This is a genomic window from Colwellia sp. NW0002-52-1 (assembly GCF_057550865.1).
Genome location: NZ_BAAJLU010000003.1, coordinates 109,932 through 122,704, shown reverse-complemented (window position 1 = coordinate 122,704; position 12,773 = coordinate 109,932). Strand labels below are relative to the sequence as shown.

Sequence of the window (12,773 nt, the reverse complement as noted above, 5' to 3'; positions counted from 1 at the left end):
TTGTCCCTTGATTCTTACTATTTCTATACCTCTTAAATGCTTCAAGTAAAAACATCAAAAATATGATAAAAAAATAAATGGGCATAAACATTACGACGCATACAAACCCTTCAAACAGTATGATCGAGCTGCCAAGCATTATGACCAACGAAAGTATAATTATATTTACGTAGCGCCTTTTCCAATTATGAGGAGGTTCGGGTCTTTCAATGAAAAGAAGAGTGATAGCAATTAAAAATGGAATCCCAACATACAACAATGCTGAACGGTCAAAGTTGTACTCCATAAGTAACCTTATTAATACAGAAACAACACCAATAATCACTAGCAATAGGATGTTTCTGTTTCTGATTTCTTTAAAAATAGGCTTAGTCATGGTGCTCTTCCTTATTGATCATAATTAAAGAAATCAAAACAACAATAGGAATATTCTTGGTAATCGGTCCAAACGGGTGTAACCAAAAACTCGGATCGAGAAATGTTAGAAGTACTGTATAAATAGAAATTATTGATATTTGTACAATACAGCACAACTTAGTTTTAAATGAGGTTATAAGCCAAAAGCCAAGTACGATATCTAGTATACCTCCAGTATACACAGCTATATCAGCTAATGAGCCAGAAATATTAGCGTTAGCTAGTATTTCATAACCAATTTCTGGCGAGAAATAAATAGAAGTTATCCCGGTAAAAATCCATAAAAAGGCAAGAGCATACTTAGCAGCTTTCATTAAACCATCATGTTTATTAGTGTTCATGCCCTCTCCTCTAAGCAACAGGAAATGGTTTGAAAACCATTAACCAGAAAATGGCCAATATTGCGGTAAAGGCTGGTATACCTAACAGGGTCCATGTTTTCATCAGTGATTTAAATTCAGGTGTAACTTGGTTTGAATCTATAGAAATTTTAGCTAGCTCACGTAGTTTGTATTGAATACGAAGCACAGGTAGCCAACAGACTCCAATAAAGATAAACAATCCCATCACCCAATAAAACCAAGGAGCAGAAAAAGAATAGCCCTGTATGTTCATCAAGTACACGCCTGTAATTATTTGGGTAATAACAGCAGGAGTTGTAAATACCCAATCACCTAAAATAACGTGTTGAGCGGTGACATAAATTGCTTGTGGGTTATTTGACCTATTTCCCATGAACATGAAAAACGCAATACCTGCACCTGTACCTGTTACGACAACAGCCGCTAATATGTGGATTAGCTTAAGGGTTAAATAATACTCCATTACGCTTCCTCTGACTTATCTTTAGAAGTCATCTTTTCTTCAAAGTGAATATTTAACGCTTCAAAGTCAGCTTTAAATTCGCTTAGTTCAAATAAACCAACACAAGGCATAGCGCCAGCATTGTTGCGTGATTCATGGCTTTTAATATTTAAGAGTTTTCTAGCTAGGATAATGGTTGAAAGCGTCGGGATGTAAGAGCCATTGCCTTTTGGAGCGTACAAGGTCCATTTTACTTCTTTAGCAGGACCATCATTACCTTTACCTTTTATAATAACTTCCATCGCGCCCTGATCGCTACCAAAAGGAAGAAAGGCATTACTAGTGCCAACAATAGCTTTAGATAAAGGTGCCCAGCTTTTGACTAAACCTCTTTTAGATAGATAAGCCATACCAACCATAGTTAGATGTAATATTGGAAGCTCTAATCCAGCCTGAAAGCTAACTTGCTTAGATACAGAATAGCGATTAGGGAATAGCTCAAGATCTGGCACATCGACATTGGCTAAATGACGTTTGCCAACAAAGCCACCAAAGTCATTTACCTTAGAATCCATCCAACCATAAACAACTTGCCAACGACCGTCCCTAAAAACATTAAGTCGATGCCCTGTGTAAGACAATATGGCCTCAACAGTTGCTAAGCCACGTTCTGCCTTATTACCGGGCGCAATGGCTAAATCTATCGATTCAATGACGCTAAACTGATTATGATAATGCTCAACAACGGCTGAGGATAACCCTGGTACAGAACTGGCACCACTAACAATTAGTACGCCTTTATCTTTTGCGTGCTGATCTAACTGACCTATATCACAAACGAAACGTCTGTCATCGGCTAAATCAATATAATGAGCACCACATTCAATACATGCATAAGGCACATGATAATCCTGCCCCTGAAAAGGCCCACTGGTATGAATAACAAGATAAGGTGAGAGGATCGCTAGCTGATCTTTAAAATCATCAGCGAAAATATCTATGACTAATGGCTCTAACTTAGCGGCTGAAGTATTTTCTAGATTTGCCACTAGTGCTGACGACTTATTTAAGTTTCGACCAGCAATAAGTATGGTTATATCTTCAATATTGGTAAGGTTCTCAACAATTCTCTTACCAAAGTTTCCATAACCGCCAAGGATTACTACTCTTTTCACTGGCTCGGTTTCCATTTCTATGAAGATTAGTATTACTTCGTTATTAAGTTTATCAATTTTGAAGTGTTAAAAACATTTACTTTGTTACTCTACACCTGTGTACCGAAGCTCTTTCATCCAGACATCAGACAATATTATTTTGGACTCATTATCTTTCCACCAATTAATCAGTGGCGTAAGAGTATCTCTATGGGAGGAATTATATTCTAATACACTATTTGCATATAATGGCGGCTGAGGTACACCGGATATAGCGGCTGAATTTGACAATAAAACTTGCATTCGATTGAACATATTGGACAAAAAGTAACGCATGTGCCCATCTGCCAAGCGATCAAAACTATTAGCATATGAAAATATTATTGTTTCGAAAAAGTCTCCTACCGCTTTCTTATTACCATGTCTGACTAAATTTAACGAGAGCCAAAGTTTCATATCCGGTGAAAGTTGTTCAAGATCCTTCAAATGATGCAAGTTTTCTAATTCACTCACCCCCACTAAAGGGTTGTTAAGCGCTAAATATACTAATGAGGCTACTCGAACTTGATCGGATTTAGCGCTTCTCAACGATTTAATTAAATTGGTTGATAGAGGACTGCCCTTGATCAGTAAGCGAGATGCCAATAAATATCCGTCATCACGGTCCTGCCATTCTTTACCCGTATTTGAGTACTGCAATAAGTAATCAACAATAATGTCTGGCTTCTCAACAGCTAATACATCGAAAGCGTCATACCATAAATCTGTTTCTTGCCATTTAGACGATTTTAAATATTGTTTAAAATTTTGTTCAGCTTGTTGAATATCTAAATTTGTAATTGCAGGGAGATTAAGTGCTTTATTTTCTTCATTATTAATCGTTTGATTAGGATTTCTGAAGTTGTAATATTTAAGCTGATACTCCTCTTGATCAACTGAGGAAATCAAATCATAAACCACTTGAGCTGTTTCATCTGAATAAGGACCTTGCTCAAGGATAGTCAACCTCCCAGATATATTCCAAATATAGTTTACAAGTTCAGTGGCATCTTGGTAGCCCTTCACTTGTTCTAGCCATTGATACTTATTGAATATAACAGGTTCGCCAACATAGCTTCTATAGTCATCAATTTCATATTTTTTATATAGCTCTTTGAGAATAAATAGATCCTGTTCTTCTGGCGTTGCTGCGAGTAAACCTTGTATATTTTTTACAAGTAATTCTGCTCCAGTTTCTTCATCCATTCCCCAATAAAACTTAAGGTGACTATCACTAAAAGAAAATGGGGTTCCCTTTCTATTCGGTGACAAAACCATAATACCTGAGCTTAGGGGTAACCTGTAATCATATGGTAATTCTCTAGCCCAAAGTGGAACGCTGCCACCCGATGAAGTACTTATAAGCCCAATAGGGGCATTTTCTTTAAAACCTGTGATTAAATATCTTTCTCCAACTAAAGCAGTTGGAAAGTGCCCCCCCCAATAATCTGTTGCCATTCGCAATCTGATTAAATCTCCAGTGTTTTCCAAACCCTTTATTGTTTGAATAACCTGATATTCGGCAACAATACCTCCTGACTTTGTACATTCAATTATTCCAATAAAGTCAGCTGATAATGAAAGTTGTGCCCATGTTCTTGGATCAACTTTTGTGGCTAATGTTTGAAACGATATAAAAATAATGAACGCTAAGCACAAACGATTCATAACTTTCATTCTACTGACTCCTTATCTACTTTCTTCATTAATTCAATTCCTTACACGGGATCTCAAAATCAACATGATAGTGTTCATCATGTCTTACCCATGAACGCTTTTTAGAAAACTGAACGTGCTTTTTAAGGTATGGACTATATGATGTTTTGAATAACTCAGGTTGCAACTTAGGATCAAATATAACTCGCCATAAATCTACACCTTGAGTAATAGCCTCTTTATGAAGAGCAATAATATGTGCAGCTAAAGCAACATAATCGATAGTGTATTCATCGTATTTTCCATTACCATCAAACTCAATATCATAACCAAACTTGTTCAGTGGATGAGTTGGCAAGTGATCTGATTGACCTGATTCATTGACAACAGGTGTCATAAAATCTACCGATAAACCATTGCGGTGAGTTTTATGTGGTTTGAATTGCCCACCTTCTTCAAAGCCCGTTTCAGCATACTTAAATACTTTATTAGGCTGTTCAATTTCTAAAGATTTATAGGCGTTTACTATGATATCTGCTACTTGTGTATGTACGTATGTTCTTCCTGCAAGCCTTGCAATAGTACTGTATCCAACATAATTAGGACCTGATGACGGTAACCCGATACCATTATCTAGTCGCCCTTTTGAAGTTGTGCCATAGCAGGTACTTTCTTTAGCCTGTATTAGCGCAGACAACATACAAATGGCGAGAACTATAAACTTCATACACCATCCCCTACAGGTATTTGGTATTGAGTTAGTCCTATTTTTTTCACAATTTTGGCAACACAAGCTTCCTTATCAACTACCCACAAACCATAACTAATCGGTAGCACCTCAACACCAGCTCGCTTGAATAATTTATAGGTATTTAATTCAAAAAAATCTGCCCAAGGGCCTGGATAACCAATAAGGTCAATTGCTAGGTATTGATTGTTATAACGACATAAAATATCTACTTCAGTTCCAGCAATTGTATAACCAGGCCATGTTGATATTTCTAGCCTATTTAACTCGCTAATGACATATTGTTGGAACTCATCAAGTTCAGAAGCTATTGAGTGTTTAGCTTCAAAGTCACTGATTGAGCCTAAATATCTTCGCAATAGGTTATGTTCTGGTAATTGCATTTCATCAATAGATAGGAATAGTATTTGTTTCTGGCGTGCTCTAGTGATTGTAACGTTAAATACATCTGCTTTATTCAAATATACAGCAGCACGATTAGACTCGTTATCTACAGAAAATGAAATAAGCATAATGTCTCTTTCTTCACCCTGAAAACCATAAGGCGTAGCAACACGTACTTTATGCTTAATAATTTCAGCTTCACTAAAACTTGTTTCAATTTCTTTAGCTATATGCTCGGCTTGATGCCTAAAAGGAGAGATAATACCAATGCTATGGCTAATTCCAGCTTGTGTATCTTCATTAATTTGGTGTCTGATGGCTTCTATTACATGCGTAGATTCTATATGGTTAACACCTGACTTATCCCTTGTTCCCTCTACCCTCCTTAAATGAAGATGGCCACTACTTGTACATGGCCTGTGTTGCATTATTTTCAACTTATTTTGATAAAAGCATTCGTTACTAAAGTGAATTAGTTCAGGTTTACTTCTAAAATGCTCATCCAAAAACGCCAATTGCTGATGACTAGTTAGCGCATTTAACGTCAAATCTAAAATTGAATTGTCCCTATAACTCACAACTCCTTCAGTTTCAGGAGTAAGATCATTTTTAGTCGTTAGTTGAGCCTCTTTGCTTTTAGCCAAAAAGGAGTAATGCCTAAGTTGTTTAGTATCTCCAACAACCATCGCTCTTTTGGCGCGATAAAGTGCTGGCAAACAACTACTGATATTACATTGCGTTGCTTCATCAATAATAACCAAATCGAACATTTCTGCTTTTAAAGGCAATACCCGGTAAAGTGTATTCAGGCTAACCAACCATACAGGAAATGCTGAAAGTAATGCTAAATACTCAATATCATCAAAAAGCTCAAACTGCCTTTTAGAAGTACGACTACGGATTGCTTTATTGAACGCTTGTAAGGATTTTCTTTCTTTTTCAACTAATGTCTTAAGGTTCCTAGTTTTTAATGCACTTAAATAACCACTAGCAAGTTCTTCGCGCTCAATATGCTTATTATTGATTTCATTTAAGGAAGCCCATTGTTTCGCAAGCTTTCTAATTCCACTACTAGCTAAAGCCAAATAAAGTCGCTTCATCCATTGCGAGTCTTTTTGCTCTAAACCTTTTAATCTCTGGCCTCTGACTATAGCCCTTTGACAAAACTTAACAAAACGTCTTTCTAATTTAGATAACGAGGTATTTAGTATTTTTAACTCTGACTCACATACTTCTGGTTCTTTATTCAATTCCTCGGAGAAATATCCTGCTAATAGATCAGCAATATAACTCTTTAACTTTTTGAGGAATTCTTTTTGTCCAGCTCGAATAGATACATCACTTAAACCAAAGTTATCATCTAATTTGTCGGCAATAACATCTAAAGCTGCGTCATTATTGGCAACTATAAGGACTGATTCGCCTCGTGCCATATGCTCTGCTGCGATTGCCGCTATTGTATAGCTTTTACCAGTCCCAGGAGGGCCAGAGGCACAACTTAAATTAGCATTAGCTGCAATTGAAATGATTTTCTTTTGTGGAGTAGACAGTAAACCAGGTAAATAGTCATACTTAAGGGGCTGTCGAAATTGGGAACTTGATATAGTATTTTCTGACGGTGTCAGTAGTTCAGATAGCGGATCAGATAATTTATTCGACTCAATAATTTCTTCTAGTTCATGCAGTACACCGCGACTACTCGTTGATCTTTCAACAAAAACCAACATAGAAGCAGGAAGCAGTGTTGGTGTTTTTATTCTTAATGCTTTTTTGATCTCATCGGAGTTAACGAGGTTAGGAAAGTTAAGTAGCTCAAGTAAGTTTAATTCTAACGGGCTATCTTTAAGCCATGTTGTCCACAATGAAGCGGATTGAATATTCCTACTACCTTCAACATCAGGAGTGCTATCACCTTCTGGCATTAGTAATTGAGTTAGTGATTCATTTATTTCTGGCGTTTGTTCATTTACAGAAAAGTAGTAGTTGCCGCTGTCGTTTTCAATGAAAGCCTCATTAAACAGCAGAGGTGTGGCAACTTCCTTTAACTCACCTTTCATTTCCAACTTGCCTACTAAAATAAAGCTAGCATAAAGCAATACACGTTCACGCTGATATACTTCAACACGTTTCATCATTTGCTCTGCAAACTCTGCTGGGATGGGCATGCGAGGAAGAAATCCAGAACCTAAATCATCCTGACCTTCTAATACTAAGCAGTCATCCTTTTTTAGTTTATTTAAATTCCATAAATTTAGGTCTGCACTATCTTCTTTGTAGCAGTCTCGATAATAGGAAAGTATGTTCTGGATTGACACTTTTATAGCTTCCCTGCTTGAATAAGCCTTTGTATGAGTTCGGCTGCTTTTTTGGGCTTTGCTTGCAATATAAAATGTGGCCCCTCTATTTCAACAAACTCAACGTGTTTAAAAACGTAGGCAACTTCTTGGCTTTTCTCTGGTGATATAAGTCTGTCAGAGAGTGCTCGAATATAAATAGTGGGAATATTAAAGGTTACCTGCGGAAGTTGTTGCCTCTTCATAACATCCAATCGGTTACTCAAAACCTGCTCAGGAATTGATTTAATGACATTTATAAATTTTGACAAAAGCGGTTTTGTTGCTTCTTGACCAAAAAATAACAACCTATGAACAATATTTGATAGTGGTAACGAGACTAAAGCTTTAATAGGCAATAGCTTAGCAATCGATAATAATTGGTAAGGTGAGCTGAGAAAGCTGGCAATAAAAATTACACCTTTCATATTTGTTGAATTCAATTTAAGTAACTCTGGAACAATGCCACCGGAAAAAGATTCAGCGAGTAAAATGTAATCGTTATTTGGCAAATGTTTATGTATAGCGTTAGCTAAGATCACATGGTCTTGAGGGCCAGAATTAGGCAGAGGTACTACCAAATAGTCACCAACATAGTAAGACAGAAACTCTGTAAATAACTCCCCTGTTCCATCCATTCCCGGTAATAATACAAGTGTTGAAATAACTACTGTCCTTGTTCTTATATCCTAACAGTTAACTTAGTATTTAATTTAACTAAATTAATGTGTTACGTTACATTTAATTTTCTCTCATGACAATATCACAATTAAATAAGAAAGACCATTTACGCTCTAAAAATGGCCTGACTTTAACTAAACGTTATTGGGTGGAACCATCTCAAAATTTAAAATAGAATATGGTTTGTACTCTTAAGATCAAGTTAATGAACAAATAGAAGTATGCGAACTCTATGTCTTTGACGGTATTTCGCGTTTACCATCAACCACGATAGTTTAATCATTGTTTAAACAACACTTGAGTTATCGCCTTAATTTTAATCGTATAAGCTTGAGACAAATCAACATAATGAGTAAACAGACACCGAAAAGGATAACAAGTCATTTTACCAAGGATAGCAATACACAAAATTCTCATTTTGAAGGCTATTCTGATCTATTAACTCTTTAATGTCCGATAAATCATCACTTAATACTATATACTTTTTACAGGTAAAAACGGCGTTGAAAGAAACTAAATCTTATGATGAATTTATTAACAATTAAGCTGAGTAAGAAATACCTGAAAACGTCAATCTTTCGATTAACGGACTCTTCTTAATATGGCGGTGAGAAAGAGGTTTGAACTCTACTCGAAGGTTTAGCGCTACAAGCCCTCTTTAATAATTCCTGAAATGCAAAGAGCCCGCTAATCTTTCAATTAACGGGCTCTTCTTAATATGGCGGTGAGATAGAGATTTGAACTCTACTCGAAAGATTAGCGCTACAAACCCTCTTTAATAATCCCTGAAAAGCAAAAAACCCGCTAATCTTTCAATTAACGGGCTCTTCTTAATATGGCGGTGAGATAGAGATTTGAACTCTAGAAGGGCTACAAACCCTTGCCGGTTTTCAAGACCGGTGCTTTCGACCACTCAGCCATCTCACCTGAAGTTCAAAAGCATTGCTGCTTGAGAACGGAGCGAATAATAAAGGCTCGAAATTCTCTTGTAAAGGATTTATTCTATAAAAAAGTTTGTTTGCTAAAAAAATCAACAATTTGCCATTTATTTAAGCAAGTTTTGCTGTTTTCGATGTTAAGGAATAGATGTGAGTAATAAAAATCTTTGTCGCTGCCCATGGTTAGATACTACAAAAGCTGATTACGTTGACTATCATGATGAAGAATGGGGAGTGCCTGTTTATGATGATCAAAAAATATTTGAAAGCTTAACCCTTGAATCGGCGCAAGCGGGCTTAAGTTGGTACACCATATTAAAACGTCGTGAAGGCTATCGTGCAGCATTTGAAAATTTTGATGTGAATAAAGTTGCTTTATTTAACGATGAAAAAGTAGAAGCACTTGTAGTAAACCCAGAGATTATTCGACACCGAGGTAAAATTAAAGCGGCTATTAATAATGCTAAGCTATTTATTGAGATACAAAATGAATTTGGCAGTTTTAGTAATTATATGTGGGGCTTTGTTAATCATAAGACAATTGTTAATCAGTGGAGCAATATGGCTGACTACCCTGCCACCACGAAAGAATCAGACGCTTGGAGCAAAGATTTAAAAAAACGCGGTTTTAAATTTGTTGGTTCTACAATTTGTTACGCACATATGCAAGCCTGTGGCATGGTAAACGATCATAGTGTTGGTTGTTACAAACGCTCGCAAATAATCAATGAATTTGAGCAAGTTTAAGTATAGTAATTAAAAATATAGCGTGCCATAATATGTCAATATGGTGATGGGTTAATTGTTAGCTATACAAATGAATTAAAGTTAAACATTTGATTTACTCTTGAACTTTTAACATTTGACCATATCTAAAGAATATATATTTAGCATACTTAGAGGAAATTTTATGCAATCAAATATTAGTGTAAATGCTAGTAGAAGTTCAGCGATTGAAATTAACAAGGTTTTGAAAAACACCTATATGTTACTTTCTATGACTTTGGCATTTAGTGCCGTAACAGCTGGTGTTTCTATGGCGATGGGCTTGTCTCATATGGCTGCCTTAGTAATGACCCTTGTTTCTTTCGGTTTATTATTTGTTGTTAATAAGAATGCCGATAAAGCGAGCGGTATTTTTTGGATTTTTGCGTTCACCGGTTTAATGGGTGCTTCTTTAGGTCCTATGCTTAACCACTATGCTGCAATGCCTGGCGGTCCGTCATTAATCATGCAAGCATTAGGTGGCACAGCATTAATTTTCTTTGCACTTTCTGGCTACGCATTAACCAGCAAAAAAGACTTCTCATTTATGGGTGGCTTTTTAATGGTAGGTTTAATTGTTGCGGTTATTGCTATGGTAGCAAACATATTTTTCCAAATACCTGCATTATCGTTAGCCATTAGTGCTGCAATTATCATGATCATGTCTGGTTTGATTTTATTTGATACAAGCCGCATTATTCATGGTGGAGAAACAAATTACATTCGTGCAACAGTTTCTCTGTACTTAAATATCTATAATATTTTTGTACATTTATTGAGCCTTTTAGGTGTTTTAGGCGGCGATGACTAATTAACAATTAAAAATCCTTCAATGTGATTAGTAATTGTTTATACTTACCGTATAAAATATAAAGCCTCAGTAATGAGGCTTTTTTATTTCCTGTTTTTCTTTATCCTTTTTTAAATATTGTTCGTAATAGTACAAGGTAAAATATGCAACAAACTTTGGCTTTCGTGGTTACTACCCCACCTAATAGCAACTTAACCACTAGCGCAATTAATCTTATTCGCGCTGCGGCTAAAAGTGGTGTCGATATTGTTGGCGTGTTCTTTTATCAAGATGGCGTATTAAATGCGGCAAAAAACTTGTCAATTCCGAGCGATGAATATCAAACCTTAACGCAGTGGCAAACACTAAACCGTGAATATTCTGTACCGCTATTTTTATGTATTACGGCGGCAGAAAAACGTGGTTTGAGTGATGGCCTTGATAAAGACGTTGCTTCAAGCATTGACTCAACATTTACTGTGTCTGGTTTAGGTGAATTGGTTGAGCTAACCTGTAACGCAGTTCGAGTGGTGCAATTATAATGTCTGAAGCTATTCCTAATAACATAACAGATAACATGACTAGCAATAGAACGGTTGCAATTCTTAATACCGAAGCCCCCTTTTCTTCAGCTGCGGGTAAAGAATCTTTAGACGCCGCGTTAATTTTTGGCTCTTATGAGCAAGCTATATCATTATTTTTTATAGGTGATGGCGTATTTCAGGTGATCGGGGATCAAAATGCGACAGAAATTGAAATAAAAGATTACCTGAAAACATTTTCTGCATTGGGCTTTTATGACATAGAAAATATCTTTGTTTGTCAGGAGTCTTTAACAGAAAGAAATTTACCTGAAAATTTTCACATCAGCAATATACAGGTATTATCTAACAAAGATTTTAGTCAACGCTTACATCAACATAATGTAATTTTTAGGTTTTAACATGGCAATGCTACATATCATAAGAAGTTCAGGTTACAACAACAATGCATTAGCGCAATGCCTAAACATGTTATTACCCAACGACAGTATTTTATTAATGGATGATGGTTGTTATAACGTTAACCATAAACTATTACTAAGGGCACAATTAGCTGCACCTGAATTAAAAATCTTCTTTATTGAACAACATGCTAATGCGCGTGCTCAAAAAAATACCGCACAAGCTTTTTCACCGACGACGTTAACAGATGTCGTTACTCTACTCTTTCAACACGACAATTCAATTACTTGGTCATGACAATACTTTATAAGAATCAATCTATCGCGACGGATAAACAAGGTTATTTACTCGATTTTACTGAGTGGAATGAAGACATAGCTGTTTTATTGGCAAACGGAGATAACGTTGAGCTTTCAGAGCCGCACTGGGAAGTTATTCGTTTTGTGAGAGAGTTTTACCTAACTTACAATACGTCACCGGCAATACGCGCTTTAACCAAAGCCATGAAGGCAGAGTTTGGCGAAGAAAAATCAAGTAGCCGATATTTATACCGCTTGTTTAAAGAAGGTCCTGCAAAACAAGCAACAAAGTATGCGGGTTTGCCTAAACCTGCTCGTTGTATTTAAACTTTAATAATTATCTGAGAAAAAACGTGCTGTATTTTAGCAGCACATCGTTGAAATGATTAAAACGTATCAAAGAAGCCGTATCTTATATTTTGAGACTGATATTTTGACCGATATTTCCAACAACATTATTTGATACAGGCAGGCTTTGATCGCCAACAGATGCTGATGCAATAAGTGCTAAAGCCATTTGCCCTTCTAATTCTGTTTGTGATTTTGCTATTTTTGCACTTTGTACAGCAAGTAAAGTTTCTGTGTTCATAGCTACAGGGTTGTTGGCATTTAATTCTAAAGACATATTTACCTCTGTTTTGCTCAGTTAGTTTCTGTAACAGGCTATTTTATTAACTTATAAAGAACATCTAGGCTTTATAGAATATATATCGACATATAGCTTTATTACTTGAGCTAATAATTTTTTGCAAAAAAAAGCGCTTACCTATGAGGTAAACGCTTTATATAAACTATTCACACTAAATGAAGTATAGCGTTGT

General features: G+C 36.1%; 14 protein-coding genes and 1 tRNA gene. 6 read left to right on the top strand and 9 right to left on the bottom strand.

Annotated elements, in window-relative coordinates; translation table 11 throughout:
- Positions 1-368: 368 nt before the first annotated feature.
- From AC27H3_RS04765 to AC27H3_RS04730, 8 genes are all read right to left on the bottom strand, one after another.
- The gene (locus tag AC27H3_RS04765) at positions 369-758 is read right to left on the bottom strand and encodes a DoxX-like family protein (RefSeq protein WP_487104161.1); all 390 of its coding nucleotides are present in this window, start codon (positions 756-758) and stop codon (positions 369-371) included.
- A gap of 10 nt (positions 759-768) precedes the next feature.
- Positions 769-1,242, bottom strand: coding sequence for a DUF2269 family protein (locus AC27H3_RS04760; protein ID WP_487104159.1), 474 nt, complete (start codon positions 1,240-1,242; stop codon positions 769-771).
- Complete coding sequence (locus AC27H3_RS04755) at positions 1,242-2,396, bottom strand: saccharopine dehydrogenase family protein (RefSeq protein WP_487104157.1); 1,155 nt, start codon at positions 2,394-2,396, stop codon at positions 1,242-1,244. Before AC27H3_RS04755 ends, AC27H3_RS04760 begins: the two co-directional genes overlap by 1 nt.
- Before the next feature lie 84 nt (positions 2,397-2,480).
- A complete protein-coding gene (locus tag AC27H3_RS04750; RefSeq protein WP_487104155.1) occupies positions 2,481-4,091 on the bottom strand; it encodes a hypothetical protein in 1,611 nt (536 codons plus the stop codon).
- A gap of 28 nt (positions 4,092-4,119) precedes the next feature.
- Positions 4,120-4,797 (bottom strand): penicillin-insensitive murein endopeptidase, encoded by a 678-nt coding sequence (locus AC27H3_RS04745; RefSeq protein ID WP_487104153.1) that lies wholly within the window; start codon positions 4,795-4,797, stop codon positions 4,120-4,122.
- Positions 4,794-7,517: a DEAD/DEAH box helicase gene (locus AC27H3_RS04740; protein WP_487104151.1), complete on the bottom strand. Its 2,724-nt coding sequence runs from the start codon at positions 7,515-7,517 to the stop codon at positions 4,794-4,796. Before AC27H3_RS04740 ends, AC27H3_RS04745 begins: the two co-directional genes overlap by 4 nt.
- Before the next feature lie 2 nt (positions 7,518-7,519).
- The gene (locus AC27H3_RS04735; RefSeq protein WP_487104149.1) at positions 7,520-8,173 is read right to left on the bottom strand and encodes an alpha/beta hydrolase; all 654 of its coding nucleotides are present in this window, start codon (positions 8,171-8,173) and stop codon (positions 7,520-7,522) included.
- Positions 8,174-9,052: 879 nt separating this feature from the next.
- Positions 9,053-9,143: transfer RNA gene (locus tag AC27H3_RS04730), tRNA-Ser, on the bottom strand.
- Between the two features lie 161 nt (positions 9,144-9,304).
- Here AC27H3_RS04730 and AC27H3_RS04725 point away from each other — a divergent pair.
- The 6 genes from AC27H3_RS04725 to AC27H3_RS04700 all read left to right on the top strand — a co-directional run bounded on the left by AC27H3_RS04725 (position 9,305) and on the right by AC27H3_RS04700 (position 12,279).
- Positions 9,305-9,901 (top strand): DNA-3-methyladenine glycosylase I, encoded by a 597-nt coding sequence (locus AC27H3_RS04725; RefSeq protein WP_487104147.1) that lies wholly within the window; start codon positions 9,305-9,307, stop codon positions 9,899-9,901.
- A gap of 163 nt (positions 9,902-10,064) precedes the next feature.
- Entirely contained in the window at positions 10,065-10,730 is a 666-nt protein-coding gene (locus AC27H3_RS04720) for a Bax inhibitor-1/YccA family protein (protein ID WP_085303618.1), read from the top strand.
- 143 nt (positions 10,731-10,873) lie between these two features.
- On the top strand, positions 10,874-11,251 hold the full coding sequence (gene tusD, locus AC27H3_RS04715) for a sulfurtransferase complex subunit TusD (RefSeq protein WP_487104145.1): 378 nt from the start codon (positions 10,874-10,876) through the stop codon (positions 11,249-11,251).
- Positions 11,251-11,652: a sulfurtransferase complex subunit TusC gene (gene tusC / locus AC27H3_RS04710; RefSeq protein ID WP_487104142.1), complete on the top strand. Its 402-nt coding sequence runs from the start codon at positions 11,251-11,253 to the stop codon at positions 11,650-11,652. The genes tusD and tusC overlap by 1 nt, the downstream gene beginning before the upstream one ends.
- A 1-nt stretch (position 11,653) precedes the next feature.
- Positions 11,654-11,950 carry a sulfurtransferase complex subunit TusB gene (gene tusB, locus AC27H3_RS04705; RefSeq protein ID WP_487104140.1) on the top strand — a complete coding sequence of 99 codons (297 nt, stop codon included), beginning with the start codon at positions 11,654-11,656 and terminating at the stop codon, positions 11,948-11,950.
- Positions 11,947-12,279, top strand: a complete 333-nt coding sequence (locus AC27H3_RS04700) for a TusE/DsrC/DsvC family sulfur relay protein (RefSeq protein ID WP_487104138.1) — start codon at positions 11,947-11,949, stop codon at positions 12,277-12,279. Before tusB ends, AC27H3_RS04700 begins: the two co-directional genes overlap by 4 nt.
- Before the next feature lie 85 nt (positions 12,280-12,364).
- On the opposite strand, the gene AC27H3_RS04695 is transcribed toward AC27H3_RS04700, so the two are convergent.
- Positions 12,365-12,577, bottom strand: a complete 213-nt coding sequence (locus AC27H3_RS04695; protein WP_487104136.1) for a hypothetical protein — start codon at positions 12,575-12,577, stop codon at positions 12,365-12,367.
- Positions 12,578-12,773: the final 196 nt, after the last annotated feature.

What these genes read in the sequence shown, in the direction of transcription:
- AC27H3_RS04765 (WP_487104161.1), bottom strand. Translation starts at nt 758, where the DNA reads ATGAACACTAATAAACATGATGGTTTAATGAAAGCTGCTAAGTATGCT.
- AC27H3_RS04760 (WP_487104159.1), bottom strand. Translation starts at nt 1,242, where the DNA reads ATGGAGTATTATTTAACCCTTAAGCTAATCCACATATTAGCGGCTGTT.
- AC27H3_RS04750 (WP_487104155.1), bottom strand. Translation starts at nt 4,091, where the DNA reads ATGAAAGTTATGAATCGTTTGTGCTTAGCGTTCATTATTTTTATATCG.
- AC27H3_RS04745 (WP_487104153.1), bottom strand. Translation starts at nt 4,797, where the DNA reads ATGAAGTTTATAGTTCTCGCCATTTGTATGTTGTCTGCGCTAATACAG.
- AC27H3_RS04735 (WP_487104149.1), bottom strand. Translation starts at nt 8,173, where the DNA reads ATGGATGGAACAGGGGAGTTATTTACAGAGTTTCTGTCTTACTATGTT.
- AC27H3_RS04720 (WP_085303618.1), top strand. Translation starts at nt 10,065, where the DNA reads ATGCAATCAAATATTAGTGTAAATGCTAGTAGAAGTTCAGCGATTGAA.
- tusD (WP_487104145.1), top strand. Translation starts at nt 10,874, where the DNA reads ATGCAACAAACTTTGGCTTTCGTGGTTACTACCCCACCTAATAGCAAC.
- tusC (WP_487104142.1), top strand. Translation starts at nt 11,251, where the DNA reads ATGTCTGAAGCTATTCCTAATAACATAACAGATAACATGACTAGCAAT.
- tusB (WP_487104140.1), top strand. Translation starts at nt 11,654, where the DNA reads ATGGCAATGCTACATATCATAAGAAGTTCAGGTTACAACAACAATGCA.
- AC27H3_RS04700 (WP_487104138.1), top strand. Translation starts at nt 11,947, where the DNA reads ATGACAATACTTTATAAGAATCAATCTATCGCGACGGATAAACAAGGT.
- AC27H3_RS04695 (WP_487104136.1), bottom strand. Translation starts at nt 12,577, where the DNA reads ATGTCTTTAGAATTAAATGCCAACAACCCTGTAGCTATGAACACAGAA.